General features: G+C 73.0%; 24 protein-coding genes. 18 read left to right on the forward strand and 6 right to left on the reverse strand.

Annotation, left to right across the window (positions count from 1 at the left end; all coding sequences use genetic code 11):
- Positions 1-26 precede the first annotated feature (26 nt).
- The 3 genes from G567_RS0104340 to G567_RS0104350 are packed head-to-tail and all read right to left on the reverse strand — an operon-like array spanning position 27 to position 2,874.
- A complete protein-coding gene (locus tag G567_RS0104340) occupies positions 27-875 on the reverse strand; it encodes an ABC transporter permease (protein WP_028929008.1) in 849 nt (282 codons plus the stop codon).
- On the reverse strand, positions 872-1,843 hold the full coding sequence (locus tag G567_RS0104345; protein WP_028929009.1) for an ABC transporter ATP-binding protein: 972 nt from the start codon (positions 1,841-1,843) through the stop codon (positions 872-874). The genes G567_RS0104340 and G567_RS0104345 overlap by 4 nt, the downstream gene beginning before the upstream one ends.
- 29 nt (positions 1,844-1,872) lie before the next feature.
- Positions 1,873-2,874 carry a LolA family protein gene (locus G567_RS0104350; protein WP_051232282.1) on the reverse strand — a complete coding sequence of 334 codons (1,002 nt, stop codon included), beginning with the start codon at positions 2,872-2,874 and terminating at the stop codon, positions 1,873-1,875.
- A 93-nt stretch (positions 2,875-2,967) separates the two neighbouring features.
- Here G567_RS0104350 and G567_RS0104355 point away from each other — a divergent pair, with 93 nt between their 5' ends.
- The 4 genes from G567_RS0104355 to G567_RS26755 all read left to right on the forward strand — a co-directional run bounded on the left by G567_RS0104355 (position 2,968) and on the right by G567_RS26755 (position 6,930).
- The gene (locus G567_RS0104355; RefSeq protein WP_037055857.1) at positions 2,968-3,651 is read left to right on the forward strand and encodes a response regulator transcription factor; all 684 of its coding nucleotides are present in this window, start codon (positions 2,968-2,970) and stop codon (positions 3,649-3,651) included.
- Between the two features lie 10 nt (positions 3,652-3,661).
- Positions 3,662-4,984 (forward strand): sensor histidine kinase, encoded by a 1,323-nt coding sequence (locus G567_RS0104360; protein ID WP_028929012.1) that lies wholly within the window; start codon positions 3,662-3,664, stop codon positions 4,982-4,984.
- An 82-nt stretch (positions 4,985-5,066) separates the two neighbouring features.
- Complete coding sequence (locus tag G567_RS36810) at positions 5,067-5,909, forward strand: NUDIX domain-containing protein (protein ID WP_307724142.1); 843 nt, start codon at positions 5,067-5,069, stop codon at positions 5,907-5,909.
- A gap of 118 nt (positions 5,910-6,027) precedes the next feature.
- The gene (locus G567_RS26755) at positions 6,028-6,930 is read left to right on the forward strand and encodes a DUF559 domain-containing protein (protein ID WP_037055858.1); all 903 of its coding nucleotides are present in this window, start codon (positions 6,028-6,030) and stop codon (positions 6,928-6,930) included.
- Between the two features lie 80 nt (positions 6,931-7,010).
- Here G567_RS26755 and G567_RS36580 read toward each other — a convergent pair whose 3' ends face one another.
- The gene (locus tag G567_RS36580) at positions 7,011-7,145 is read right to left on the reverse strand and encodes a hypothetical protein (RefSeq protein WP_261763846.1); all 135 of its coding nucleotides are present in this window, start codon (positions 7,143-7,145) and stop codon (positions 7,011-7,013) included.
- A 128-nt stretch (positions 7,146-7,273) separates the two neighbouring features.
- Between G567_RS36580 and typA the strand changes: the two genes are divergently transcribed.
- The 11 genes from typA to G567_RS0104430 all read left to right on the forward strand — a co-directional run bounded on the left by typA (position 7,274) and on the right by G567_RS0104430 (position 20,437).
- Positions 7,274-9,133 (forward strand): translational GTPase TypA, encoded by a 1,860-nt coding sequence (gene typA, locus G567_RS0104380; protein ID WP_051232351.1) that lies wholly within the window; start codon positions 7,274-7,276, stop codon positions 9,131-9,133.
- A 53-nt stretch (positions 9,134-9,186) separates the two neighbouring features.
- Positions 9,187-10,980: an ABC transporter family substrate-binding protein gene (locus G567_RS26760; protein ID WP_245585536.1), complete on the forward strand. Its 1,794-nt coding sequence runs from the start codon at positions 9,187-9,189 to the stop codon at positions 10,978-10,980.
- Between the two features lie 214 nt (positions 10,981-11,194).
- Positions 11,195-12,952 (forward strand): ABC transporter family substrate-binding protein, encoded by a 1,758-nt coding sequence (locus tag G567_RS0104390; protein WP_028929015.1) that lies wholly within the window; start codon positions 11,195-11,197, stop codon positions 12,950-12,952.
- A 117-nt stretch (positions 12,953-13,069) separates the two neighbouring features.
- Positions 13,070-14,050: an ABC transporter permease gene (locus G567_RS0104395; RefSeq protein ID WP_028929016.1), complete on the forward strand. Its 981-nt coding sequence runs from the start codon at positions 13,070-13,072 to the stop codon at positions 14,048-14,050.
- Positions 14,043-14,972 carry an ABC transporter permease gene (locus G567_RS0104400; protein ID WP_028929017.1) on the forward strand — a complete coding sequence of 310 codons (930 nt, stop codon included), beginning with the start codon at positions 14,043-14,045 and terminating at the stop codon, positions 14,970-14,972. Before G567_RS0104395 ends, G567_RS0104400 begins: the two co-directional genes overlap by 8 nt.
- Positions 14,969-16,084 (forward strand): ABC transporter ATP-binding protein, encoded by a 1,116-nt coding sequence (locus tag G567_RS26765; RefSeq protein WP_051232284.1) that lies wholly within the window; start codon positions 14,969-14,971, stop codon positions 16,082-16,084. The genes G567_RS0104400 and G567_RS26765 overlap by 4 nt, the downstream gene beginning before the upstream one ends.
- Positions 16,081-17,109 carry an ABC transporter ATP-binding protein gene (locus G567_RS0104410; protein ID WP_028929018.1) on the forward strand — a complete coding sequence of 343 codons (1,029 nt, stop codon included), beginning with the start codon at positions 16,081-16,083 and terminating at the stop codon, positions 17,107-17,109. Before G567_RS26765 ends, G567_RS0104410 begins: the two co-directional genes overlap by 4 nt.
- Before the next feature lie 239 nt (positions 17,110-17,348).
- Positions 17,349-18,362, forward strand: coding sequence for an RNA-guided endonuclease InsQ/TnpB family protein (locus G567_RS0104415; RefSeq protein ID WP_028929019.1), 1,014 nt, complete (start codon positions 17,349-17,351; stop codon positions 18,360-18,362).
- Positions 18,359-19,276, forward strand: coding sequence for an N-acetyl-1-D-myo-inositol-2-amino-2-deoxy-alpha-D-glucopyranoside deacetylase (gene mshB, locus G567_RS0104420; protein WP_084795860.1), 918 nt, complete (start codon positions 18,359-18,361; stop codon positions 19,274-19,276). The genes G567_RS0104415 and mshB overlap by 4 nt, the downstream gene beginning before the upstream one ends.
- Entirely contained in the window at positions 19,273-19,668 is a 396-nt protein-coding gene (locus tag G567_RS26770; RefSeq protein ID WP_037055861.1) for a hypothetical protein, read from the forward strand. The genes mshB and G567_RS26770 overlap by 4 nt, the downstream gene beginning before the upstream one ends.
- A complete protein-coding gene (locus G567_RS0104430; RefSeq protein WP_028929021.1) occupies positions 19,661-20,437 on the forward strand; it encodes a hypothetical protein in 777 nt (258 codons plus the stop codon). The genes G567_RS26770 and G567_RS0104430 overlap by 8 nt, the downstream gene beginning before the upstream one ends.
- Here G567_RS0104430 and G567_RS0104435 read toward each other — a convergent pair.
- Entirely contained in the window at positions 20,373-21,413 is a 1,041-nt protein-coding gene (locus G567_RS0104435; protein WP_051232286.1) for a GNAT family N-acetyltransferase, read from the reverse strand. The genes G567_RS0104430 and G567_RS0104435 overlap by 65 nt on opposite strands.
- Positions 21,414-21,552: 139 nt before the next feature.
- On the opposite strand from G567_RS0104435, the gene fdxA reads away from it, so the two are divergent.
- Genes fdxA through G567_RS26775 form a run of 3 tightly spaced genes read left to right on the forward strand, consistent with a single transcriptional unit; the run spans position 21,553 to position 24,208 of the window.
- A complete protein-coding gene (gene fdxA / locus G567_RS0104440; RefSeq protein WP_028929023.1) occupies positions 21,553-21,879 on the forward strand; it encodes a ferredoxin in 327 nt (108 codons plus the stop codon).
- Positions 21,876-22,976, forward strand: a complete 1,101-nt coding sequence (gene dapC, locus G567_RS0104445) for a succinyldiaminopimelate transaminase (protein ID WP_028929024.1) — start codon at positions 21,876-21,878, stop codon at positions 22,974-22,976. Before fdxA ends, dapC begins: the two co-directional genes overlap by 4 nt.
- Positions 22,973-24,208 carry an MFS transporter gene (locus G567_RS26775; protein WP_051232288.1) on the forward strand — a complete coding sequence of 412 codons (1,236 nt, stop codon included), beginning with the start codon at positions 22,973-22,975 and terminating at the stop codon, positions 24,206-24,208. Before dapC ends, G567_RS26775 begins: the two co-directional genes overlap by 4 nt.
- Here the strand turns inward: G567_RS26775 and G567_RS0104455 are convergent.
- Entirely contained in the window at positions 24,183-25,133 is a 951-nt protein-coding gene (locus G567_RS0104455; RefSeq protein ID WP_028929025.1) for a CHAD domain-containing protein, read from the reverse strand. The two genes, G567_RS26775 and G567_RS0104455, sit on opposite strands and share 26 nt — an antisense overlap.
- Between the last annotated feature and the right edge of the window lie 24 nt (positions 25,134-25,157).

Here is a 25,157-nt window from a genome sequence, read left to right on the forward strand (position 1 = left end):
TCGGTTCCCGGCGCGGGACGCAGCCCTCAGGCGTCGCGGCGCAGCATCAGCGCCACGGTCAGCCCGCCGCCGACGACGGCGTAACCCAACGCCCGCAGCGTGCTTTCCCCCATCCCGCCGAGCGGCAGCGGATCGCGCAACGCGTCGGCGCCCGCGGTCCAACCCGAGGTGAGCAGGTAGGGCTGCAGGAAATCCAGTGCCGGGATCGCGCCCAGCACCCCGAAGACGATCAGCCCACCCAGCACCGAGGCCAGCACGATGAGCGGATGCTCGGTGAGCGCCGAGATCGCCAGCGCGACCGCGCCGACCGCGGCGAGCTGCCCGACCGTCCACGCGGCGACCAGCGCCACCCGGCCCAGCGCGTCACCGAGCCCGATCGTCGTCCCGGACAGCGTGACCAGCTGACCGTCCGCGCCGCCGACCACCACGAGCCCGGCGAGCACCCCGACCACGGCGATCAACCCCGTGGCCAGCACCGCCACGACGAACACCCCGGACGCCTTCATCCCGACCAGCCGCAGTCGTCCCACCGGAGCCAGCAGTAGCCCGCGCAGCGTGCCGTGCGCGGTCTCGCCCGCGATCGCGTCGGCCGCGGCCATGGCCACCGCCAGGGGTAACAGCAGGGTCAGGGCCAGCGTCATCGCGGCGACCGGCAGCACCAGGCCGTTGCCGGCCGTCGCGCCGATCAGCCCCCTGCCACCGGAACCGTCGGCCACCACGACCCCGATCGCGATGACCACCGGGATCAGCGCGAACAGGCCGAGCATCACCAGCGTGCGCGGTCGCAGCAGCACCCAGCGCACCTCGGCCGCCAGCAGCCGCCCCAGGGGGGCCGTCGAGGCGGTCCGCGGGGGCGGTTGGGGGGCGGGTGTCATGGGGTGTCCTCGGTCAGGCGGGCGAACAATTCCTCCAGGCGAGGACGGCGCCGGCGGGCCTCGTACATCGCCACCCCGGCGCGCACCAGCAGCGCGATGATCTCCGGCGCGGGCGGTCCGCCGTCGGCGACGACGACCGCGCCGTCGCCGTCGAGGAACGCCGTCGCACCGGCGCCGCGCAGGGTGCGCAGGGCGGCGTCGACGTCCGGGGTCGTGATCACGAGCCCGGACGTGTCGGCCTCCAGGAGCCGGGACAGCTCGCCCGCGGCGACCAGCGAGCCGGACTGCAACACGGCGACGTGCGTGCAGGTGGCCTCGACCTCGGCCAGCAGATGCGACGACACGAGCACAGTCGCCCCGCCCGTGTGCAGCTCCGCGATGATCCGCCGGACGTCGCGGGTACCTGCCGGGTCGAGGCCGTTGGTCGGTTCGTCGAGGACCACGAGCCGCCGCGGCACCAGCAGCGCGGCGGCCAGCCCCAGCCGTTGCTTCATCCCCAGCGAGTAGCCGCGGTAGCGGCGGCCCGCGGCGTCTGTCAGCCCGACCCGTTCCAGCGCCGTCTCCACCGCGGCCGGAATCTCCCGGCCGGTCAGCAGGGGCTCGGCGGTGGCGGCGCGGCGCAGGTTCTCCCGGCCGGACAGGAACGGGTGGAACCCCGGCCCCTCCACGAGCGCCCCGACGAACGGCAGCGCGGCCGCCGCGGCGTCGGGCACCGGGTGGCCGAGCAGCTCCGCGGTCCCGGCGGTCGGGCGGGTGAGCCCGAGCAGCATCCGGATCAGCGTGGTCTTGCCCGAACCGTTGGGGCCCAACATGCCCAGCACGGACCCCGCCGGCACGTCGAGGTCGATCAGGTCGACGGCGACGGTGCGTCCGAAGACCTTCCGGGCCCCGCGCACCCGCGCCGCCGGCGACCCGGCCGGATCCGTCGGCGGCGCGAGCGCGGGCTGCGCACCATCGGATCCAGCCACGGCCACCGCGGTGTCGTCGGGGTGAGGATTCACTTGGTCAGGGCCTCGGTGAGCACCTGCTCGGGCACGGCGCCCACCGCGATCCGGCCGTCGTCCGTCACGATCGCGGTCCCGACCGCGGTGGTGAACTCCCGGCCGTTGCCCCACGGACCGCTCACCGGCTTGCCCAGGGCCGCGAGCTCGGGTGCGCGCTCACCGGTGGGCGCCTTGGCGATCACCACGGTGTCCCAGCCGTCGCCGACAACCGTGGGCTTGGCGGCGCCGGGCTTGGCGTCCTCGGCATGCGCGGGCCGTTCCTGCACCGTCGCGCCGGGCGGCGGGGTGAAGGTGAACAGGGACGGGTCCTGGGCGCCGAAGGTCAGGTCGGTGAAGCCGAGCCGCAACGCCGGATCCGACGAACCGGTGGCCAGCACGGTCAGCTGCAGCGGCACCCGCTTCTCGGCGTCGACGGCCACGCGCACCTCACGCAGCAGCGTGCGCTCGGTCGGAGCCGGGGCGAGGACGAGCTCGTAGGCCGACCGACCGGCGACCTCGGCGGTCCCGTCGACGTCGACCGTGCTCGTCGCGCGCAGATGCTTGACGACCTCGGTCGCCGCCGCGGTCGGGTCGGCCGCGGGCCGGCGGTGCGGCCCTTCGGATTCCGGCGACTTCGTCACCGTGCGGTCTGCTGAGTTCCACGACCACACCGTGGTGCCGTCGGCGACCAGCGTCCGTTCGGTCTGCCCGGTGGGCAGCGAGACCCGGCCCTTGCGGTCGCCGTCGGACCACACCGTGGCGGTGCTCGTACCGTTCGCGGCCTGCGGAAGCTGCGGCAGCGCGGGCAGGCCGAGCTGGTTGTCCAGCTTTACCGTTCCGTTGAACGGGCCCGGATCGGCCGTCATCACCGAACTGATGAGTTCCTCCGCGGTGACCGGGGGCAGTTCCGGAGCCGCCCCCGCTCCCGCGGGCACCGCGAGCAGACCCAGCCCGACGGCGCCGGCCAGCGCCGCGCCCATCCCGATCCTGGTCCATCCCCTGCGTCCCAAGCTCATGAGCACAGCCTGACGCATCGCGGCTGAGAGTCCTCTGAGCCGCGCGCCGCCGGCGTTCCGGGATCGGCGTGCCGACCAGTAGCGTCGTCGACGATGGAGCGCGTGCTGGTGGTCGACGACGAACCCGGGGTGCGGACCGCACTGCGCCGCGGGCTCACCGCCGAGGGGATGGAGGTCGTCGCGCTCGGCGACGGACCTTCGGCGCTGCGTGCGGCGATGACCGGCGGCTTCGATGCCGTCGTCCTCGACATCATCCTGCCCGGGCTGTCCGGCTACCGTGTGCTCGAACAGCTGCGCGCGGCGGGCATCGACACCCCGGTGCTGCTGATCTCGGCCAAGGACGGTGAGATCGACCAGGCCGACGGCCTCGACCTCGGTGCCGATGGCTACCTCGTCAAACCGTTCTCCTTCGTCGTGCTGGTGGCGCAGCTGCGCGCCGTGCTGCGCCGCCGCGACGCCGCGCTCGGCCGGATCCGGCAGCGGGTGAAGCTCGGCCCGCTCGTCATCGACCCGGCCGCGCGGGCGGTGTCGTGGGAGGGCAAGCCCGTCGAGCTCTCGCCGCGGGAGTTCGCCCTGCTGCACGCGCTGGCCGTCCGCCCGGACACCGCGGTGGCCAAGGACGACCTGCTGCGCCTGGTCTGGGGGGACGAGCAGGCCGCCAGCCGCAACGTCGTCGAGGTCTATGTGGGCTACCTGCGGCGAAAGCTCGAGGCCGTCGGTGCGGGCCATGTGCTGCGGACGGTGCGCGGTCACGGATATCTGGTCGGCTCGGCGTGAACGCGCTTCCATGATCGACAGGCGCCGGTTGCGCCGCTGGTGGGCACGACGGACGCTGCGGTCCCGGATCACGGTCGTCGTCGGCGTGGTGGCGCTGGTCGCCGTGCTCGCGCTCAGCAGGCTGGCGGTAGGGCTGCTCGGGTCGGCGCTGTCGGGGGCGGCCGACGTGGAGCTGCGCGAGCAGGCTCGGACGGCCGCCGACCAGATCGAGGCGGGTACCCCCGCCGACGCGGTGGCACCCTCGATCCGGGTGCTCGACACCGCGGGTACCCCGGTCGACGGACGCGGGCCGGTCCCGCTGCGCGCCGACGATCTCCGCGCGCTCGCGGCCGGAAAGCCGGTCACCGACTTCCGCCACGGTGCGCCGCTGCGCTGGCTCGCGGTCCCGGCGATCCTGCCGGACGGCTCCACACGGCTCGTCGCGGCCTCCGGGGACCTGGTCGGCGGAGCCACCCTGCTGGGCAGGGCCGCTGCCGGGTTCCTGTTCGGCGCGCTGGTGGTGGCGGCGATCATCGCGCTCGCGGCCTGGGCGGCGACCCGGGCGGCGCTGCGCCCGGTCGACCGGATGCGGGTCGCGGCCGCCGCCCTGCCGCCGGGGGAGCGGCTGCCGATGCCGGCCGCCCGCGACGAGCTGTACGCGCTGGCCAGCGAGATCAACTCGCTGCTGGCCCGGCGCGACGAGGCGGTGGCCCGCCTCGAACGGTTCACCGGCGATGCCGCGCACGAGCTGCGCTCGCCGGTGGCGGCGATCCGGGCGCAGGCCGAGGTGGCCGTCGCGCATCCGGACCCGGAGCTGGCCGACGAGACGCTCCGCTCGATCGCGGTGGAGGCGCAGCGGCTCTCGGCGCTGCTGTCGGACCTGCTGGCGCTGGCCCGCGCGGACGCCGGGCAGCGGCCCCCGCCGGTGCCGGTGGATCTGGTGGCCGCGACGCGCGCCGCGATGGAGCGGGTGGCCGACGGCGAAGGACCCGCGCTGCAGCTGGTCGCGTCGGCACCGGCTCAGGTCGTCGCCAGTCCCGGCGAGGTCGGGCTGGTCCTGGACAACCTGCTCGGCAACGCCCGCCGCTACGCCCGTTCGGTGGTCCGGATCGGGGTGCTGCCCGCGGGGCGCTGGGTGCGGCTGGTGGTGGACGACGACGGCCCCGGCATCCCGGAGCCCGACCGGGAACGCGTCTTCGACCGCTTCACCCGTTTGACCCCGGAGGCCGGCGGCGGCGCCGGGCTCGGCCTCGCGCTGGTGGCCGCACTGGTCCGGGGCCGGGGCGGGAGCGTGCGGGCCGGCGCCGCGCCCGATGGCGGGGCCCGGCTCGAGGTCCGCTGGCCCGCCGCCTGACCCTTCCCCGCGAGTCGCGGTATTTCCGAGCGCGAGTCGGGGTGATCCGCCGACCACACCGGCCCCTGCGACGATCTCTCCCGTGCCCGCGCTGCAGTCGTCGACCCTCATCCCCGCCGCCCCCCGTGCGGTGGCGGGCCACCTGCGCGACTCCGAGGTCTCCGCGGCGGCCCTGGCCTGGAACGGGCATGCGCTGACCACCCCCACGCGGCTGCTTTCTCCCGGCGACGAGGTCCGGCTCGACGCCAGGCTCGGCCCCGGCCTGCGGGTGTCCGTCACCACCCGGATCGTCTCGATCTCGCCGGACGGGATGACCTCGGTGCTGGTGCGCGGACCGGTCCGCGATCTCGTGCACACCGCGTCGCTGAGCCCGGACCCCGGCGGCACCCTGCTGCGCGACGAGATCCGGTGGACATCGCCGCTCGGCGCGCTGGGGCGGATCGTCGACGCCGTTCTGCTGCGACGGCTCGTGCACCGGCTGCTCGCCGCGCGCGCCGCGGCGCTGACCCAGCGGGCGACTGCGCTTGTGGCGGCCCCCGTCGTCGTGGCCACCGCGCTCGTGCGGGACGGCCGGGTGCTGGCCGCACAGCGCTCGCGGCCGGCGGCGCTGGCCGGGCGCTGGGAACTGCCGGGTGGACGCGTCGAGCCCGGCGAGTCGGAGGCCGACGCCGTCGTGCGCGAATGCCGCGAGGAGCTCGGGACGATCGTCCGACCGGACGGCAGGCTGGGCACGGATCTGCCGATCGAGGCCGGTGTGCTGCGGGTGCACCGGGCGACTCCCGTGCCGGGCGCCCCCGAGCCACGGCCGCTGGAGCACCGGGACGTGCGCTGGGTCGAGCCGCACGAGCTCGCCGACCTGGACTGGGTGGACGCCGACCGCGCGGTGCTGGGCGACCTCGCGGCGGAGCTCCTCTCCCAGCGGTGATCGCTGTTTGGGCAGGTGCAGCCGCGTTCGGCGCGGTTCTCGGCTCCGAATCGTTGCTCAAGGCGGGGCCGTGGATTCTGGATGGAACCGGAGCGGGTGCGGATCCGTCGAAGGCGGCATGTCGCTCAACTCATATCTGCTGCGCCAGGCCGGGGTCATCTCGCGGGCGCAGGCCGTGGCCGCCGGACTGTCCCGCGACGCTGTGGACCGCCGCCTCGCCACCCGGCGCTGGCGGCCACTGCACCCCAGGGTCTACCTCGCCGAGGGACATCGGCTGACCGACGAGGGACGTGCCCGGGCGGCGGTGCTCTGGGCGGGACCTGATGCCGTGCTGTCCGGTGTGGCCGCGGCATGGTGGCACGGCTTCGCCGAACGCGCCCCGCTCGTCGTCGGGGTGACGGTGCCGCGGCGGCGCTCCCCGGCGTCGAGGCCGGGGGTTTCGGTGCGTCGACGGACGCTCGAGCCGGTGGACCTGGTTGAGCACCGGGGGGTCGCGCTGACCGCCCGGCCACTGACCGTTCTCGAGGCCGCCGTCGAGATGGGGACGGCGGGCGGGGGCGCGTTCCTCGACCATGCGTTGCAGAGGTTTATCCGGTTTCCGGCCGTCTACGACGCCTACTGCCGCAACCTCGGTGCGCACGGTTCGGCGACGGCTCGCCTGCTCCTGGTCGCGGCGGCCGACCGGTCGGCCTCGGTCGCCGAACGGCTGCTGGTCCGCAGGCTCAGGGAGGCCAGGATCGACGGTTGGCGCGCCGGTTTCGAGGCCGGCGGCTTCGTCATCGACATCGCCTTCCCCCTGGCCCGGGTCGCGATCGAGGTCGACGGCTGGGCGTGGCATATGGACGCCGCCAGGGCCGGGTGGGACAAGCGGCGGCAGAACGCACTGGTCCGCCACGGTTGGACGGTGCTGCGCTACACGTGGCACGACCTCGTCGAGCGGCCGCGGACGGTGATCGCCGAGATCCGGCACGAGGTGGAGGTCGCCCGTGGGGCCTCGGGGCTGGCCGGCCATCGACCGTGATCTCCCTCACCGCCCCACCGTGATCGTCGTTTCGGCGCCGGCAGCCGCGATCCCCGCGGCGGCAGGCTCCGAAACACTGATCACGGCCGGCCGCGGACCGGGCGTCGAGCCACGCCGAACGAGGTCAGCCCGGCCGCGGCGCCCGACCAGATGATCGTCGTTTCGGCGGCGCCGGCAGCGCCCACCGCGGCCCCGGACGCCCGTTCGTTGATCATGAGAGGCGCACGCCCGCGCAAGGACCACGAGCGGTGCCGCGATAACCTGCACTGTGAGCACCACCGGATCCACGCTCGAGGCCGCCCCGGACACCGCTGATCGCGGTCTCCCGGACGCGCGCGGCGAGCTGCGCAACGTCGCCATCGTGGCGCACGTCGACCACGGCAAGACGACGCTGGTGGATGCCATGTTGCGCGCCGCGGGAGCGTTCGGGGAGCGCGCCGAGCCGGTCGACCGGGTCCTCGACTCCGGCGATCTGGAGCGCGAGAAGGGCATCACGATCCTCGCCAAGCACACCGTGGTCGGCTGGCGCGGGATGACGGTCAACGTCGTCGACACCCCCGGCCACGCCGACTTCGGCGGCGAGGTCGAGCGCGGACTGTCCATGGTGGACGGCGTGGTGCTGCTGGTCGACGCGAGCGAGGGCCCACTGCCGCAGACCCGGTTCGTCCTGCGCAAGACCCTCGCCGCGGGCCTTCCGGTCGTGCTGGTGGTCAACAAGACCGACCGCGCCGACGCCCGGTGCGCCGACGTCGTCGACGAGAGCCTGGAGCTGCTGCTCGAGCTCGCCGACGAGCTGAGCCTCGATGAGGCCACCACCAGCCAGCTGCTCGACCTGCCGGTCGTCTATGCCAGCGGCCGCGCCGGGCGTGCCTCGCGCACCCGCCCGGCCGACGGCGAGCTGCCCGACGCGCCGGACCTCGACGCCCTGTTCGAGACCTTGATCGCGACGATTCCGCCGCCCGCCGACGACCCGCACGCGCCGCTGCAGGCGCACGTTACCAACCTCGACGCGAGCAGCTTCCTCGGCCGGATCGCCCTGTGCCGGGTGCGCGGGGGCCGGATCCGCCGCGGCCAGCAGGTGGCCTGGTGCCGGGCCGACGGCACCGTCACCAAGATCAAAATCACCGAGCTGCTGCGCACCGAGGCGTTGACCCGGGTCCCGGCCGAGTCTGCGGGCGCCGGTGACCTGGTCGCCGTCGCCGGTATCCCGGACGTGACGATCGGCGACACCCTGGCCGACCCCGAGCACCCGAACCCGTTGCCGCGCATCGCCGTCGACGAGCCCGCGATTTCGGTGACCATCGGGACCAACACCTCGCCGCTGGCCGGCCGGGATCCACACCCCGGCAGCAAGCTCACCGCACGGCTGGTGCGCAACCGGCTCGACGCCGAGCTCGTCGGCAACGTGAGCATCCGGGTACTGCCCACCGAGCGCCCCGATGCGTGGGAGGTGCAGGGCCGCGGCGAGCTCGCGCTGGCCGTCCTGGTCGAGACGATGCGCCGGGAGGGTTTCGAGCTCACCGTCGGCAAGCCCGAGGTCGTCACCCGCACCATCGACGGCAGGTTGCACGAGCCGTTCGAGCGGCTGAGCGTCGACGTGCCCACGGAGCACCTCGGCGCGGTGACCCAGCTGCTGGCCGCGCGCAAGGGCGAGATGAGCCAGATGGTGCACGGCGAGAACCGGGTCCGGATGGACTTCCGGGTGTCCGCCCGCGGGCTCATCGGTTTCCGCACGGAGTTCCTGACGATCACCCGCGGCGCCGGTATCGCCAGCCACGTGTTCGACGGCTACGGCCCATGGGTGGGCGAGCTGCGCACCCGGCTGCGCGGCTCGCTGGTCGCCGACCGGGACGGGCCCGTCACCGGCTACGCCGTGGACCAGCTCGCCGACCGGGGCGTGCTGTTCGTCGGCCCGGGGACCACCGTCTACAACGGCATGGTCATCGGCGAGCACACTCGGCTCGAGGACCTCGAGGTCAACATCACCAGGGAGAAGAAGCTCACCAACATGCGCTCGTCCACGGGCGACGAGCTGGTGCGGCTGACCCCGCCGACGATCCTGTCCCTCGAGCAGGCGCTGGAGTTCTGCGCGCCCGACGAATGCGTCGAGGTCACCCCGGAGTCCATCCGGATCCGGAAGGCCGAGCTCGACTCGCACACCCGCGCGCGCAGCCGGGCACGGGCCAGGGCGGCCGACCGCTGAGACCGACGCCCGCGGTGCGACGATTGCCGCGGGCGAACCGGGGGAGGGTGACGGTGACACGGATCGGCGCGATCGCCCGTGCCGTCGTCGTGCTCCTGATGGCCGCGCTGCTCGCCGCCTGCGTCGACCGGCCCGCACCGCGGCAACCTCCGCCGCCGCCGCCCACGACGGTCGCCCCCGCGGAGCCGACCGAGCTCGTCATCGGGATCGACGATCTCGGCGCCGGGTTCAACCCCCATCTGCTCGCCCACCAGTCCGTGGTGACGACGGCGCTGGCCACCCTGGTGCTCCCGTCGGTGTTCCGGCCCGACGAGACCGGAACGCTGCACCTGGACCCGACGATCGCGACGAGCGCAACGGTCGTGGCCACCGAGCCGTTCACGGTGAGCTACGAGCTGAACGTCAAGGCCTCCTGGTCGACGAACGCACCGATCGCCGCCGAGGATTTCGTCTACCTCTGGGAGCAGATGCGCAGCCAGTCCGGCACGGTGGACGCCGCGGGCTACAAGCTGATCACCGACGTCCGGTCCCGGGCCGGCGGCAAGGCGGTCGACGTCGTGTTCTCCCGGCCCTATCCGCAGTGGCAGCAGCTGTTCTCCGCCCTGCTGCCCGCGCATATTCTCAAGGACGCGCCCGGGTCCTGGACCGGGGGGCTCGCCGGTGGTCTGCCCGCGTCGGGCGGTCCGTTCCGGATCGCCTCGGTCGACCGCGCCCGCGGCGAGCTCCTGCTCGCCCGTAACGATCTGTACTGGGCAACCCCGACGGCCCTCGATCAGATCGTGCTGCGCCGGGTCGATCCGACGACGATGGCCGACGGGCTGCGCGCCGGGGGCGTGGATGTGGGGCTGCCCGCGGCGAGTCCCGCGGTCCGTGAGGCGCTCGCGGCGCTCGGCCCCGGGGTGCGCATCCAGGACGCCCCCCGGCCGGTCGTCACCGGCCTCGGCATGCGTTCGGATGCGGGGCCGGTCAGCGACCCCCGGGTGCGCCAGGGCATCGCCTGGACGCTCGACCGGGAGGCGTTGCGGGCGACGATCGCTCCCGACGCGCTGCCCGCCGACGCCTTCGGGCTGGCCCCGTCCGAGCCCGGCTACGCGCCCACCGCGCCCGACGGCGCGCCGGTGCGCCCCGATCCGGGGGCGGCCGAGCGGGCGTTCGCTGCGGCCGGCTACGCCCGCGACGGCGACGGCCGGTGGAGCCGGGACGGGCAGCCGCTGCGCCTGGTCGTCGGCGCCGCCGCCGAACGCCCCCAGGACGTCCGGCTGGCGGAGGCGGTTGCGGCCCAGCTCGACGCGGCCGGAATCGGCGCGGTTGTCGTCGCGCCACCGGCCGTCGACCTGTTCGGTGGGCAGGCCGTGCCGGCGACCCCGCCGCCGACGACCGCGGCGCCGACACCGACGGCCACCCCGAACCTCTCGCCCAGCCCGACACCGTCCACCGTCCCGACCATGACTCCCACCCCCGCGCCCGCCCCGGGCGGGGGCGTGCGGGTCGATCTGATGGTGCTGCCCCGCGTGGTGGGCGGCGATCTCGGATCGCGGCTGGCCTCGGACTACGGCTGCCCGCGCGCCACGACCGGGGTGGCCGACCCGCCCGCGACGCCGACCGGGTTCTGTTTCCCTGCGCTGCAACCGATCCTGTCGCGGCTGCTGACCGGGCCCGCGGACCCGGAGACGGTCGCGGCGGTGGAGCGGGTGCTGTGGGCGCAGCTGCCCGCGCTGCCGCTGTTCCAGCCCGTCACGCTCGTGGTGAGCACGCCGACCGCGGACGCCGCGACGGGGATCGGCCCGGGTCCCCTGGGGACCGGCCCGGTGACCGGTGCGCAGCGGTGGGTCCAGCCCGGCGGGTGAGGGCCGCTCGGTCGCACCAAGTTACTGTTGGGTAGCTCCATCGTGTCGCTGCGTTCATCTCTGGTCTCCCTTTGGTCACGATCGCTGCACCCTGGGTGACGTCCCACATCGGTCTTCCTACGGTGCAGGCCAGGAGCCTGGTCGCGTCTGTCGCTCCGGCCCGTGTCCCGGGATGCCGAACGAGGCGTCCCCATGCAGAGAGGCCATTGAAGTCATGAGAAGGTCGAGACTGGGATCGCTGATCGCGGTGACCGCCGCAGCGACCATGGTGTTGGCGGCCTGCGGCGGTGGCGGCGGTGCCGGTGGCGGTCAGGGGGACGGCGCCGCCGGGGTGTTCGCCGACTGCAAGGAGAATCCCAACACCTGCAACTCCGTGCCCGCTGACCAGCTCCAGAAGGGCGGCCAGATCAGCTTCGCGCTGGAGAAGGACATCCAGAACTGGAACATCACCTCGGCCGAGGGCAACGTCTTCGAGACCGCGATGGCGCTCAAGGGCGTCCTGCCGTTCACGTTCGTGACCCAACCCGACCTGACCCTGGCGATGAACGAGGACCTGCTGGCCTCCGCCGAGCAGACGAGCACGTCCCCGCAGACGATCGTCTACGAGATCAAGCCCGAGGCGGTGTGGGCGGACGGCACGCCGATCACCGCCGACGACTTCGTCTACAACTGGAAGGTGCAGAACGGGCGCGACTGTCCCACGTGCGCCGCGGCCACCAACTCGGGCTATGACCAGGTCCAGTCGGTCACCGGGTCGAACAACGGCAAGACGGTGACCGTCGTGTACAGCAAGCCCTACACCGACTGGAAGAACCTCTGGTCGTCCGGCGCGCCGCTGTACCCCGCGCACATCGCCGCCCAGCAGGGTGACCTCAACACGCCGGAGGGCCTCGCCGCCGCCTTCTCCTACTTCGAGAAGACCGTGCCGACCTACACGGGTGGCGCCTACCGGATCGAGAACTGGCAGCCGAACGTCGCGCTGACGACCGTGCCGAACCCGCAGTGGTACGGCTCGACCAAGCCGGCACTCGACCGGGTGATCTTCCGCATCATCACCGACGCCACACAGGAGCCGGTCGCGCTGCAGAACAACGAGGTGCAGGTCATCTACCCGCAGCCGCAGGTGGATCTCGTGCAACAGGTGGCCAACATCCCGAACGTGTCCCAGTACCAGGGCCTCGGGCTGACCTGGGAGCACTTCGACCTCAACCTGGCCAACCCGTTCCTCGCCGACGAGGCGCTGCGCGACGCGATGTTCACCGCGACCAACCGCCAGGACATCATCGCCAAGACCGTCGGCCAGTTCAACAACGAGGTCGGACCGATGAACAGCCACATGTTCGTCCCCGGCCAGCCCGGCTACGAGGATGTGGTGAGCGAGACCGGGCACGGCAACGGGGACGTCGAGGCGGCCCGGAAGATCCTCACCGACGCCGGCTACACCGGCGCGCAGGAGGGCCAGCGGCTGACCAGACCGGACGGCCAGGTCGTGCCCCCGCTGCGGATCCGCTACACCACCGGCAACGCGATCCGGCAGAACGAGTGCGAGCTGTTCGCCTCCTACATGCGTCCGCTCGGCCTCGACGTGCAGGTGGTCCCCACCGACGACCTCGGCGGCACGCTGAACAGCGGCGACTACGACATCATGGTGTTCGCCTGGGTCAGCTCGCCGTTCCCGTTCGCCAACGCGCAGCAGACGTGGCTGTCCACCTCGAGCAGCAACTTCGGCAAGTACAACAACCCGGAGGTCGATCGGCTGCTCACCGAGGCGGCGTCGTCCACCGACGAGGCGGCGGCGCGCGACCTGCTGATCCAGGCCGACCGGATCCTCTCCGAGGACGCGTACGTGCTGCCGCTCTACCAGAAGCCGACGTTCATCGCGGTGCAGAACTCGGTCGCGAATGTTCGGAACAACTCCTCGCTCGACGGGCCGCCCTACAACATCCAGGAGTGGGGGCTGCGCGCCGGCTGATCGACGATGGGTCCGAGGGGGACCGCGCCACCCGGCGATCCCCTCGGAACCCGATATCGTCCCCTCGCCGCCGGCCCGCCACGAGCGTAGGCCGGCCCGACCAGCCGAAAGACCCTCATGCTCGCTTTCGCCATTCGCCGGATCGCGGCGTCGATCCCGATCCTGCTGATCTCGTCCTTCGTGGTGTTCCTGCTCGCCTCGCTGTCCGGCAACCCGCTCGACGAGCTGCTGTTCCGCAACCCCCCGCCGCCGCCCGAGGTCATCGCGCTGGAGACCGAGCGGCTGCGGCTCGACGAGCCGCTGCTGGAGCGTTATTGGCTCTGGCTCACCGGCCTGTTCACCGGCGACTTCGGGCCATCGGTGCATTCGACCCTCGACATCGGCGCAGAGCTTACGCGACGGTTCATCGTGACGATGCGCCTGATCGCGCTGGCGATGCTGGTGGCGGTGGTGCTGGCCGTCGTTGTGGGCGTGGTCAGCGCGGTCAAGCAGTACTCCAAGACTGACTACACCGCCACGTTCCTGGGGTTCCTCTTCCTGGCCATGCCGTCGTTCTGGCTCGCCATCCTGCTCAAGCAGGCCGGCATCGACTTCAACGACGCCGTGGGCCAGCAGGTCATCTACACCATCGGGGCCAGCTCGGTCATCGAACCGGACGGTTTCTGGGCCAAGGTGGCAGACACCGCGGGTCATATGGTGCTGCCCACCATCTCGCTCGCGCTCATCTCCTACGCCGCCTGGAGCCGCTACCAGCGCGCCTCGATGCTCGAGGTGATGGACAGCGACTACGTCCGGTTGGCGCGGGCCAAGGGTCTGTCCAACCGGCGGGTGATGGTCCGCCACGCGCTGCGCAACGCGTTGATCCCGCTCACCACGGTCACGGCGCTGGACCTCGCGGCCATCATCAGCGGCGCGGTGGTCACCGAGACCGTGTTCCAGTGGCGGGGGATGGGCGACCTCTTGCTCACCGCGATCCGCGACAACGACACCTACGTCGTGATGGCGTGGCTGCTGGTGACCGCGACGGTGGTCATCCTGTTCAACCTGATCGCCGACCTGCTCTACGCCGTCCTCGACCCCAGGATCCGCTATGCCTGAGTCCCCGGCCCGCCCCTCGGCCCCGGCGGCCGGTCCGACGGCCCCCGCGCCGGAGCGCGAGTTCACCGTCGCCGAGCGCAGCCAGTTCCACCTGGTGCGTCACCGGTTCCTCCAGCACCGGCTGGCGGTGGTCAGTCTCGGGGTGCTCGTCGCGCTCGTGCTGCTCGCCTACGTCGGCGGCGCGCTGTGGAAGTACGAGCCGGGGCAGTTCACCCCGGACAACTCCCAGCCCCCGTCCTGGGACCACCCGTTCGGCACCGACGCCGTGGGCAAGGACCAGTTCGCCCAGGTGCTGCGCGGCACTCAGATCTCGCTGCAGATCGCGGTGCTGGTGGCGCTGTTCTCCACGCTCGTCGGCACGATCTGGGGGGCCGTCGCCGGGTACTTCGGCCGCGGCGTGGATACCGTGATGATGCGGGTCTCCGACCTGATCCTGACGCTGCCGCTGCTCGCCGTCGCCGCGATGCTCGCGCACCACTTCGGCGGCTCCTGGTGGCTGATCTCGCTGGTGATCGCCGGCCTGTACTGGGCCTACGTGTCGCGGGTCTCGCGCGGCGTCGTGCTGTCGCTGCGGGAGAAGGAGTTCATCGAGGCGGCGAAGGCGCTCGGGGCCAGCAATACGCGGATCATCCTGCGCCACCTGGTGCCCAACGCGCTCGGCTCGATCATCGTGAACGCGACGATCCTCGTCGCCATCGCCATCCTGCTCGAGACCGCGCTGTCCTACCTGGGCTTCGGTGTGCGCCCGCCGGACACCTCGCTGGGCCTGCTGGTCAGCGAGGCCCAGACGGCGCTCACGACCCGGCCGTGGCTGTTCTACTTCCCGGGGCTGTTCATCATCCTGATCGCCCTCACGATCAACTTCATCGGCGACGGGCTGCGCGACGCGCTCGACCCGCGGCAGACGAAGGTGCGCGCATGAATCCCGGTGGCGAGGACCCGCTCGGCGCAGTGTCGCCCGACGGCGGCGCCGGCGAGCTCGTGCTCGAGGTCGCCGACCTCACCGTGGGGTTCCCGACCGACGACGGGCTCGTGCAGGCCGTCCGCGGCGTGAGCTACCGGCTGCGTCGCGGCGAGGTGCTGGGCATCGTCGGCGAGTCGGGCTCGGGTAAGTCGGTCACCTCGCTCGCCGTGATGGGGCTCCTTCCGAAGAACGCGAGGGTCACGGGCTCGGTTCGCTTCCGCGACCAGGAGCTGATCGGCGCGAGGGACGAGGCACTGACGAAGATCCGCGGCCGGCACGTCTCGATGATCTTCCAGGACCCGATGACCTCGCTGAACCCCGTGTACTCGGTCGGCTTCCAGATCGCCGAGGCCGTGCGGGCGCACCACGACGTCAGCAAGGAGGCGGCGCTCGACCGGGCCGTCGAGCTCCTCGAGATCGTGCGGATCCCCAACCCCCGCGAGCGGCTGCCGAACTACCCGCACGAGCTCTCCGGCGGCATGCGCCAGCGCGTCGTCATCGCGATCGCCATCGCCAACGACCCCGACGTCATCATCGCCGACGAGCCCACGACCGCCCTCGACGTCACCGTTCAGGCGCAGATCATGGTGGCGCTCGACTCGGCCAAGGAGGAGACCGGCGCCGCGATGGTGCTGATCACCCACGACCTCGGCGTGATCGCCGGGCAGGCCGACCGGGTGATGGTGATGTACGCGGGCAAGCTGGTCGAGAGCGGCACGGCCGAGGATGTCTTCTACACCCCGCGCATGCCCTACACCCTGGGCCTGCTGGGCAGCCTGCCGCGGCTCGACCGCACCGCCGAACGCCTCACGCCCATCCCGGGCGCGCCGCCCTCGTTGGTGAACATGCCGCCGGGCTGTCCGTTCACCCCGCGGTGCCCGCTGGCCCAGCCGGTCTGCGACGAGACCGAACCGCCGCTGGAGCCCACCACCGGCCCCGGGCACACCGCGGCGTGCCACTTCTCGGACCGGCTCGTCGACACCCGGCCCGACGAGCTGTACGCCTGGAGCGTCACCGACACCACGGCGCTGGCCGAGTTCGTCGCCGAGACCGAGGAGCCTAGCTCGTGAACGCGCCCGCCGTCGCGCCTCCGGTACTGAGCGTGCGCAACCTCGTCAAGCACTTCCCGGTGCGGTCCAAGGGCCTGATCCGCCGCGATGTCGGCGCGGTGCACGCCGTCTGCGGGGTGTCGCTGGAGCTCGCCGAGGGCGAGACGCTGGGGCTGGTCGGCGAGTCCGGGTGCGGCAAGTCGACGACGGCGCGTGTGGTGCTGCAGCTGCTGCCCGCCACCTCGGGCAGCGTCTACTACCGGGGCCGGGACCTCACCACGCTGGGCACCAGGCAGATGCGGGCGCTGCGCCGCGAGCTGCAGATCGTGTTCCAGGACCCGTACGCCTCGCTCGATCCGCGGCTGCCGGTCAACGAGATCATCGCCGAGCCGCTGCGCATCCACGGGCGCTACAACGGCGGCGGTCGTGAGCAGGTGCGCGACCTGATGCGGACCGTCGGCCTCAAACCCGAGCACGGCAACCGGTTCCCGCACGAGTTCTCCGGCGGGCAGCGCCAGCGCATCGGGGTGGCCCGCGCGCTGGCCCTGCGCCCCAAGGTGTTGGTGCTCGACGAGCCGGTCTCGGCGCTCGACGTGTCGATCCAGGCCGGGGTGCTCAACCTGCTCGGCGAGCTGCAGGCGGAGCTGGGGCTGTCGTACCTGTTCGTCTCGCACGACCTGTCGGTGGTGCGGCATATCGCCGATCGGATCGCCGTGATGTACCTCGGCAAGATCGTCGAGACCGGTCCGGTCGACCAGCTGTTCTCCGGGCCCGCGCATCCCTACACCCAGGCGCTGATCTCGGCGATCCCGCTGCCCGATCCGCGCAAGGAGCGGGCCAGGGAGCGGATCACCGTCGTCGGGGACGTGCCCAGCCCCGTCTCGCCGCCCAGTGGCTGCCGGTTCCGCACCCGCTGTCCCACCTTCGCCGGCGAGCTGAGCGAGGCGGAGCGCGACCGGTGCATCAACGCCGAGCCGGAACTCGTCGACCGCGGCCAGGGCCACCCGGTGGCTTGCCACTACGCCCGGCAGCGGAGCCTGCTCTGATTCCCTATGGCGGCTGTGGTGTCAAGGGGGTCGGCGGCGACCACGGGTGGTCGCGGTGCGTGCGCAGCCGCTACCGCGGCCGCGAGTAGGAGACCTCGTTGATGCTGTTCGCCGGCTGGGACCACTGCAGGGTGGGCGGGTGCTCGACGAGCGGGAGCGCGAGGAGTGCGACTACCCATGGCATCCCACGGCGGCGGGCGTCGGGCGGGGTTGTCGGGGGCCGCTGCGATGATGCGTCCGTGCCGATCGTCCGCTACCGCTACCGCGTCTACCCCACTCCCGACCAGGAGCAGGCGTTGGCGCGGACATTCGGGTGCGCCCGGGTCGTGTACAACGACTGCCTCCGGATCCGACAGGAGGCCTACACGGCCGGGGAGAAGCTGCCCGACAGCGAAGTGCAGCGCCGTGTCATCACCCTCGCCACGCACACCCCCGAGCGGGCATGGCTGGGCGAGGTCGCCTCGGTCGCGCTGGTACAGGCCTGTCAGGACGCCCGCCGCGCCTACCGCAACTGGCTCGACTCGCTGTCCGGGAAGCGGAAGGGTCGCCGGATCGGGCGACCACGGTTCCGGTCGCGCAAGGACCACCGGCAGTCGATCCGGCTCACCCGCAATGGCTTCACCCTGCGTGCCAACGGGCGGGTGCATGTGGCCAAGGTCGGCGAGCTGCGGGTCGAGTGGTCTCGCCCGCTGCCGAGCGTGCCGTCGTCGTGCGCGGTGATCCGCGAGGCGGACGGCCGGTACTACGTGTCGTTCGTCGTCGAACGCGACCCCGCCCCACTGCCACCCACCGACCGCGAGGTCGGGGTGGCCCTCGGGTTGGGTCGGCTGGCGGTCACCTCCGACGGCCAGGTCATCGCCAACCCGCGGCATCTGCGGGCGGCACAGCGCAGGCTGGCCCGGTCGATCCACGACGCGGGCTGGTCGACCCTGGTCCGGTTGATCGAGGAGAAGGCCACCCACCACGGCCGGACCGTGGTCAAGATCGACCGCTGGTATCCGTCGTCAAGGTTGTGCTCGACGTGCGGGCACCGCGACGGACCCAAGCCGCTCGCGGTCAGGTCATGGACCTGCCCCGCGTGCGGCAGCGAGCACGACCGGGACCTGAACGCGGCCCGCAACGTGCTCGCCGAAGGACGAAGGATCGCCGCCGGGCTTGCGGAGATCGAAAACGCCTGTGGAGGCGACGTCAGACCCGGCCCCGGCCGGGCGGCTGCCGGCGAAGCAGGAACCCGCCTCGGGGCACTCGCATGAGCCGCCCTGGAGGAATCCCGGCCGTTCACGGCCGGGAGGAGGTCAAGCTTCCTTCGCGTCGGCTCGTGCTGGTGCACGCGCACCCGGACGACGAGACGCTGACCACCGGCGGCACGATCGCCCACTACGCCGCCGAACCCGACACCGCCGTCACGCTCGTGACGTGCACGCTCGGCGAGGAGGGCGAGATCATCCCGCCCGAGCTCGCCGAGCTGGCCTCCGGCCGCGCCGACCAGCTCGGCGGCTACCGCATCGCGGAACTGGCCCGGGCCACCGCCGCGCTGGGCCTGCGCGATCACCGCTTCCTGGGTGGGGCCGGACGCTGGCGCGACTCCGGGATGGTGCTGGTCGGGCACGGCGTCCGGGCGGCCACCCCGGCCGAGCTGCATCCACGCGCCTTCGCCGACCCGGCGACGTTCGACGAGCAGGTCGCGCAGCTGCGCGCCCTGCTCGCGCAGCTGCGCCCGCAGGTGGTGGTCAGCTACGCCGATGACGGCGGCTACGGCCATCCCGATCATGTCCGTGCCCACCAGATCACCGTCGCCGCCGCCGAGCGCACGCCGGACGTGCAGAAGATCTATTCCACCGCGGTGGGCCGCTCCGGTCTTGCGGCCGGGCTCGCCGCGCTGGCCGGGCGCGACGGGATGCCGTTCCGGCTCCCGGCCGTCGACGAGCTGCCCAGCGTCGCCGACGAACAGATCACCACCCGGATCGACGTCGCCGCGCAGCGTTCCGCCCGGATCGCCGCGCTGCGCGCGCACGAGACTCAGATCAGCGTCTGGGAGCGCGGGGACACCGTCGCGTACGCGATGAGCAACCGGGTCGCCCAGCCGCTGCTGGACGTGGAGGAGTTCGTGCTGGCCGGCGGGTCGGCGCGGGCCGAGACCGACCTGTTCGACGGCGTCGTGCGGTGAGAATCGCGGTGCTGGCGCTGCTGCTCGTCGACTCGGCGGCGCTGGCCGCCGCCGAGCTGATGTTCCAGCCGCTGTACATCGGCGCCGTGTCGGCACCGGTCGGGGCCCTCGTCGCGGCGGTGACGCTGCCGTGGCTGGTTCGGCGGGCCGCCGAGGTGGACACCGCGCCGGCGGTGGCCGGATCGCCGGTGCTCGTCTGGCTGCTCGTCATCGGCGTCCTGGGGCTCGCCGGACCCGGCGGCGACCTGCTGTTGCCCGGGACGTGGCAGTCGCTGCTGCTGGTGATCGTCGGGCTCGCGGCCGGGCTGCTGGCCTGGCGGCGCACCCTCGAGCTGCACTACGCCCGCGGGCCGAAGCGGCTGTCCGCGCCGCCAGGGAGCAGGCGTGGCTGAGGCGATCAGCGACGCGGCCGTCGTCGCCGTGCTGCGGCCGTTCGCGCGGGCCGCGCGGCCGGTCCTTGGCGGGCTGCGCGACGCCGACCCGTTCGGCCTGCGGGCCCGGATGCGGGGGGTCTCGCCCGGGTCGGCGGACGAACGGGGCCTGCGCGAGAAGGTGCTCGACCTGCTGGCGTCGGTCAAGGTGCCGGGAACGGCCGCCTGGGCCGCGATGGACGTCGAGGCGCGGTGCCGGTGGTGGATCTACCGGGTCGGCCGGTTCACGACCGTCATCGCGGCGGTCCCCGGGCTGGGCGGGGCGGTGGCCAACAAGCTCCCGGTGTCGGACACCATGGCCGCGGCCGGCCAGGGGTTGCTGCTGTGTGCGATCGCCGGCGAACATGGCATCACCGACGAGGAGACGCTGGTCGCGTTGCTGGCTGCGGTGCTGTTCCGGCGCGACCTCACCCCGCGAGCGCTGAGCCCGGCCGACGACGCCGCCGTCGCCGCGCAGGCCGCCGAGCTCACCGGCGATCTCGCCGACACCCGGTCCACCGTGACCCCGCGCCGGGTCGCGGCTGCGGTCTGGCGGTTGGGTCGCGCGCTGTTCGCCTGCTCCGACGAGCTGGACAAGCGGCCGCACGGCCGCTTCTACCACGGGGCGGTCCAACTGTTGCCCGTCGTCGGTGTGGCGGGGCGGTACTTCGGGGAGTGGTCGGGGCTCAAGCGGGCGTCGAAGGAGGCGCACCGCTGGCTGGCCGCGCGCTGGGCCACTCACCTGGGATGAGGAAGTGGTAGCGGTGGTGCTCGGTGGCTCCCGATGCCTCGTAGCAGGCCAGTGCGCCGGTATTGCGCAGCTCCACCTGCAGCACCGCCCACCGCGCGCCGCGCCGCAGCCCCCACCGCGCCGCGGCCGCGGTGAGCGCCGTGGCGACTCCGGTGCGGCGGAGCTCGTGCCGGACGATCATCCGGGCGAGATAGAGGTGGTCGGCCACGACGGCGGCACGGACCACGCCCGCCGATTTCCCGTCCGGGCCGCGGGCGGTGCCGAAACCGGTGGGCAGGTGGGTCTCGGGGGCCATCACATGCCGCTGGGCCGGGGTCGGTGGCCCACCCAGTGCGAGGGCCCACCATCCGTCGTCGGGCCGCACGGCGAAATCGATCTCCAGCCCGGGCCGGTCCGGCGCCGCGGCCAGCCGATCCAGGTCGGCCACCAGTACCGCGATCCGCGGGCCCGGATCGTGGTCGCTGTCGAGCACCCAGCCCTCGGCTTCGACGGCACGGGACCAGGGGGACCCGACCGGCACCTGCACGCGGGGCGGGATCGCGTGCTCGGCCGCGAACGCCTCGACCGCCGCGAGCGCGGCGGGTATCGGGATGCCGGGGTCGCCGATCGCCAGCGCCGCGTTCGCGCGTCCGGTGAAGTTCTGCGCCGCCCGCAGCCGCCATGCCCCCAGCGGGCGGTCGACCAGGGCGGGCCAGGCATCCGCACAGAGCGACTCCAGCCGGACCACCGTCTGCCAGGACGGCCGTTTCGGCCGGGACGGCGGCACCGCGCGCACCGCGACAACGGCGGACCGGGCCACCGCGACCGGCCCTCGCCGAGTCGCGACGACGACCGTCGGCACGCCCTCGCGCACGCCCCCGTCGGCGAGTTCACCGACGGCGTCGGTGAACAGCGGGCGCCCGTCGCGCTCCCCGACCCGGTGCCGCAGCGCCACCCGGGAGCCCACCAGCGCGTTCAACAGCTCGGCCGTGCCCATGGTGAGGCCATCCTCTCGCAGAAGGATCGATGGGGCCGGGTTAATCTGCTGTTCGACTCACACCGTCCCCGCTCCCGAAGCAATCAGGCCGGAAGGCGATACTGGGAGCGTTCTGTTGTCCGAGTGGAGGACCACCGAAGTGACCTATGTGATCGCCGAGCCCTGTGTCGATCTGCTCGACAAGTCGTGCATCGAAGAGTGCCCGGTGGACTGCATCTACGAGGGCGGACGGATGATGTACATCCACCCCGACGAGTGCGTCGACTGCGGCGCCTGCGAGCCGGTGTGCCCCGTTGAGGCGATCTACTACGAGGACGACGTTCCCGAGCAGTGGTCGGTCTACACCAAGGCGAACGCCGACTTCTTCGAGGAGCTGGGTTCGCCGGGCGGGGCGTCGAAGGTCGGCAAGATCGCCAGGGACATGGAGCCCGCCGCGAGCCTGCCCCCGCAGACGCACGACGAGTGAGACCGGCCGCGCTCCCTGATTTTCCCTGGGACTCGCTGGCCGCCGACAAGGCACTCGCCGCCGTCCATCCGGGTGGCATCGTCGATCTCTCCGTCGGCACGCCGGTCGACCCGGTTCCGGAGGTCGTCCGGGCGGCGTTGACCGGTCCTGCCGCCGCTGAGCCCGGATACCCGACGACGCACGGACCGGCCGCGCTGCGGGAGGCGATCGCGGCCTCGCTGGCCCGGCGGTTCGGTGTGACCGGCGTCGACCCGGCCGCGGTACTGCCCACGATCGGTTCCAAGGAACTCGTCGCGTGGCTGCCCGCGCTGCTCGGGCTCGGGGCCGGCGACGTCGTCGTCATCCCGGAACTGGCGTATCCCACCTACGAGGTCGGCGCGCGGCTGGCCGGCGCCGAGTGGCTGCGGTGCGATGGGCCCGCCGCGGCCGGGCCGCGCCGGGTCCGGCTGGTCTGGCTGAACTCGCCGTCGAACCCGACGGGGCGGGTGCTGCCGGCCGAGCACCTGCGCACGGTGGTGGCGTGGGCCCGGGAGCGCGGCGCGGTTGTCGCCTCTGACGAGTGCTATCTCGCGCTGCCCGGGCACGCCGATCCGGCGCCGGTTTCGGTGCTGCACCCCGAGGTCTGCGACGGCGACCACACCGGCCTGCTCGCTGTGCACTCGATGTCGAAATCGTCGAACCTCGCGGGCTACCGGGCTGCGTTCGTAGCGGGCGACCCGGTGTTGGTGGCGAGGCTGCTCGAGGTGCGCAAGCACGCCGGGATGATGATGCCAAGGCCGGTGCAGGCCGCAATGGCCGCGGCCGTGGCCGACGACGAACACGTCGCCGCGCAGGCGGCGGTGTACGACGCGCGGCGGGCCCGGCTGCGCGGCGCGTTGGAGAAGGCCGGTCTGCGGGTCGACCACTCGGAGGCCGGGCTGTATCTGTGGGCCACCGCCGGCAAGCCCTCCCGGTTGACCGTGCGCGACCTTGCCACGCAAGGTGTGCTCGTGGCACCGGGAGAGTTCTACGGACCGGAGGGGGCGGAGCACGTGCGGGTGGCCGTCACCGCGAACGACGAGCGGATCGACGCGGCGGTGCGCCGGTTGGCTCCGTGACCCGATCCGCGGCCGCTCGCCCGGTTCGTCCGATCGTGGTGCTGCTGGGCTTGCTCGCCGTGGCGGCCAACCTGCGAGCCGCGCTCGCCGGCTATCCACCGCTGATCGAGACCGCTCGCGACGAGTTGCACATCTCCGCGGGCGCCGCCGGGCTCGTGCAGGCGTCGGCGGTGCTGATGATGGCGGTGGGCTCGTTCGCGGGCTCGGCGTTCGGCGCCCGGTTCGGGCGTGAGCGGGCTCTCGGCCTGTCGGTCGGGCTCGTTGCGCTCGGCAGCCTGGTGCGCGGCTATCCGACCTCGGCGTCGCTCGTCGGTGGCAGCGTGCTCATCGGCCTGGGTATCGGGCTGGCCGGTGTGCTGCTGACCGGCGTGGTCAAGGAACACCTCGCCGACCGGGCGGGCGCCGCGACCGGCGGTTATGTCGTTTCGATGATGATCGGTGCGACGGTGGCCAGCGCCGCTGCCGTGCCGCTGGCCGTGGCGCTGGGCGGCTGGTCGTTCTCGCTCGCGGTGTGGGCGGTGCCCGCGGCGCTCGCGGTGGCCGTGTGGACGCCGGTGGCCCTGCGGATGGGCGGCCCGGACCGAGCGGCGCCGCGGCTGTCGCTGCCGGTGCGCAACGCGTTCGCCCGCCGCGCCGCGTGCTACATGGCGGGCACGTCGATGATGTTCTACGGCTGGCTGACCTGGCTGGCGCCGTACTACCAGGCTCAGGGCTGGAGCGCGCAGCGGGCGGGCATGCTGCTGGGGGTCTGGAGCATCACCCAGATCCCCGTCGCCCTGCTGGTGCCGATGCTGGCCGAGCGACGCCGGCGCTGGCGGTTCTGGTCCGGGACAACCCTGGTCTGCGGGATCGCCGGGACGCTCGGCGCGCTGCTGGTGCCCGAGCTCGGGATCGTCGGGCCGTGGCTCTGGGTGGTGCTGGTGGGGATCGGCCTCGGCGCCGGGTTCCCGCTGGGCCTCGCGGTGATCGCCTGGCGGACGCCCGACGGGGCCTCCAGCGCCGCGACCAGCGGTCTCGCGCTCGGCGTCGGCTACGCCGCGGCCGGGCTGGGCCCGCTGCTCATGGGTGTGCTGATCGATCTCACCGGCGGGTTCCCGGCGGCGATCGGGGTGTTGCTGGCCGCGGGGCTGCTGCAGGCCGCGGCGATCTGGCGGATCGGGGACCACCCCCGTTCCGGGGACGCCCCGATCGAACCCGAACCGGCCGCTACACGTCCGCCACCCGCCGCTTGACCGTCAGGTACGCGTCCCGCCATTCGCCGCGCTTGGCCTCGGCGCGGGTGCGCTCCCGCTCGACGAGGCGACCCGCGACGAACACGACGTGCGCGTCCGGATACTCACCGAGATCGTCGAGCAGGCTGCGGATGCGCTCCTCGGCCACGCAGGCATCCTGGTGGTCACCGAGCACCTCCTGCAGGTGCGCGGTGGCCTTGAGCAGCCGGGTGACCGGCTTGCCGAGGGCCGGCTCGGTCAGCTCGGCGGTGTAGCGAAGGCGTTTGCCGAGAATGCGCAGGGCGTGCAGGGTCTCGTCCGGCGGGTTCTCGACCGCCTTGTCGACGGCCTTGTCCAGCTTGCGGGCTTCGGTCCGGACGAGATCGACCAGCTCGGGCTGGGCCCCATCGCCCCGGCGCGCCGGCAGCGGCGCCCGGATCGCCTCGGCGAGGCTCTCGAGCAGCGCGGTGTAGCGCGGAGCCTCGAGCGCGGCCATCATCTCCGCCCGCGCCGCCACCCGCTCGCGAACCAGCGCGCCGACGAGGACCTCGCCCGCCTCCCGCTCGATCTCCGGCAGCGTGGCGAGCTCACCGCGCAATCGCAGCAGCATGACGTCGAGGTCGCGCACCGGGCCCAGGGAGCCGCCCAGCCAGCCGAGCTCGGCGCGCAGGGCGTCGGCCCATTCGGCGTCGAGGAGCGGGCGGGCCGCCTTGAGCGTTGCCCGCATGCGGCGCACCGAGACCCGCATCTGGTGCAGGTCCTCGATGTCGGCGCCGCTGCGGGTGCCCGGGTCGTGGGTGAGCATCGCCCGCAGCCGCAGATCCAGCGCCGCCCGGACGTGGTGCAGCGGTGAGTCACCTGACCGCGCTGTCACCGGCGTCGGCAACTCGACCAGGTACGAGCCGGTCAAGGCGCGTCGGGCGCGGCGCGGCGCGGCGGAAGACATACCGACATCGTAGGCGGACCAGGA

Origin of the sequence: Pseudonocardia asaccharolytica DSM 44247 = NBRC 16224 (assembly GCF_000423625.1) — a bacterium.
Lineage (GTDB): Bacteria > Actinomycetota > Actinomycetes > Mycobacteriales > Pseudonocardiaceae > Pseudonocardia > Pseudonocardia asaccharolytica.

What these genes read in the sequence shown, in the direction of transcription:
- G567_RS0104340 (WP_028929008.1), bottom strand. Translation starts at nt 875, where the DNA reads ATGACACCCGCCCCCCAACCGCCCCCGCGGACCGCCTCGACGGCCCCC.
- G567_RS0104350 (WP_051232282.1), bottom strand. Translation starts at nt 2,874, where the DNA reads ATGAGCTTGGGACGCAGGGGATGGACCAGGATCGGGATGGGCGCGGCG.
- G567_RS0104355 (WP_037055857.1), top strand. Translation starts at nt 2,968, where the DNA reads ATGGAGCGCGTGCTGGTGGTCGACGACGAACCCGGGGTGCGGACCGCA.
- G567_RS0104360 (WP_028929012.1), top strand. Translation starts at nt 3,662, where the DNA reads ATGATCGACAGGCGCCGGTTGCGCCGCTGGTGGGCACGACGGACGCTG.
- G567_RS26755 (WP_037055858.1), top strand. Translation starts at nt 6,028, where the DNA reads ATGTCGCTCAACTCATATCTGCTGCGCCAGGCCGGGGTCATCTCGCGG.
- G567_RS36580 (WP_261763846.1), bottom strand. Translation starts at nt 7,145, where the DNA reads ATGATCAACGAACGGGCGTCCGGGGCCGCGGTGGGCGCTGCCGGCGCC.
- G567_RS0104390 (WP_028929015.1), top strand. Translation starts at nt 11,195, where the DNA reads ATGAGAAGGTCGAGACTGGGATCGCTGATCGCGGTGACCGCCGCAGCG.
- G567_RS0104395 (WP_028929016.1), top strand. Translation starts at nt 13,070, where the DNA reads ATGCTCGCTTTCGCCATTCGCCGGATCGCGGCGTCGATCCCGATCCTG.
- G567_RS0104400 (WP_028929017.1), top strand. Translation starts at nt 14,043, where the DNA reads ATGCCTGAGTCCCCGGCCCGCCCCTCGGCCCCGGCGGCCGGTCCGACG.
- G567_RS26765 (WP_051232284.1), top strand. Translation starts at nt 14,969, where the DNA reads ATGAATCCCGGTGGCGAGGACCCGCTCGGCGCAGTGTCGCCCGACGGC.
- mshB (WP_084795860.1), top strand. Translation starts at nt 18,359, where the DNA reads ATGAGCCGCCCTGGAGGAATCCCGGCCGTTCACGGCCGGGAGGAGGTC.
- G567_RS0104435 (WP_051232286.1), bottom strand. Translation starts at nt 21,413, where the DNA reads ATGGGCACGGCCGAGCTGTTGAACGCGCTGGTGGGCTCCCGGGTGGCG.
- G567_RS0104455 (WP_028929025.1), bottom strand. Translation starts at nt 25,133, where the DNA reads ATGTCTTCCGCCGCGCCGCGCCGCGCCCGACGCGCCTTGACCGGCTCG.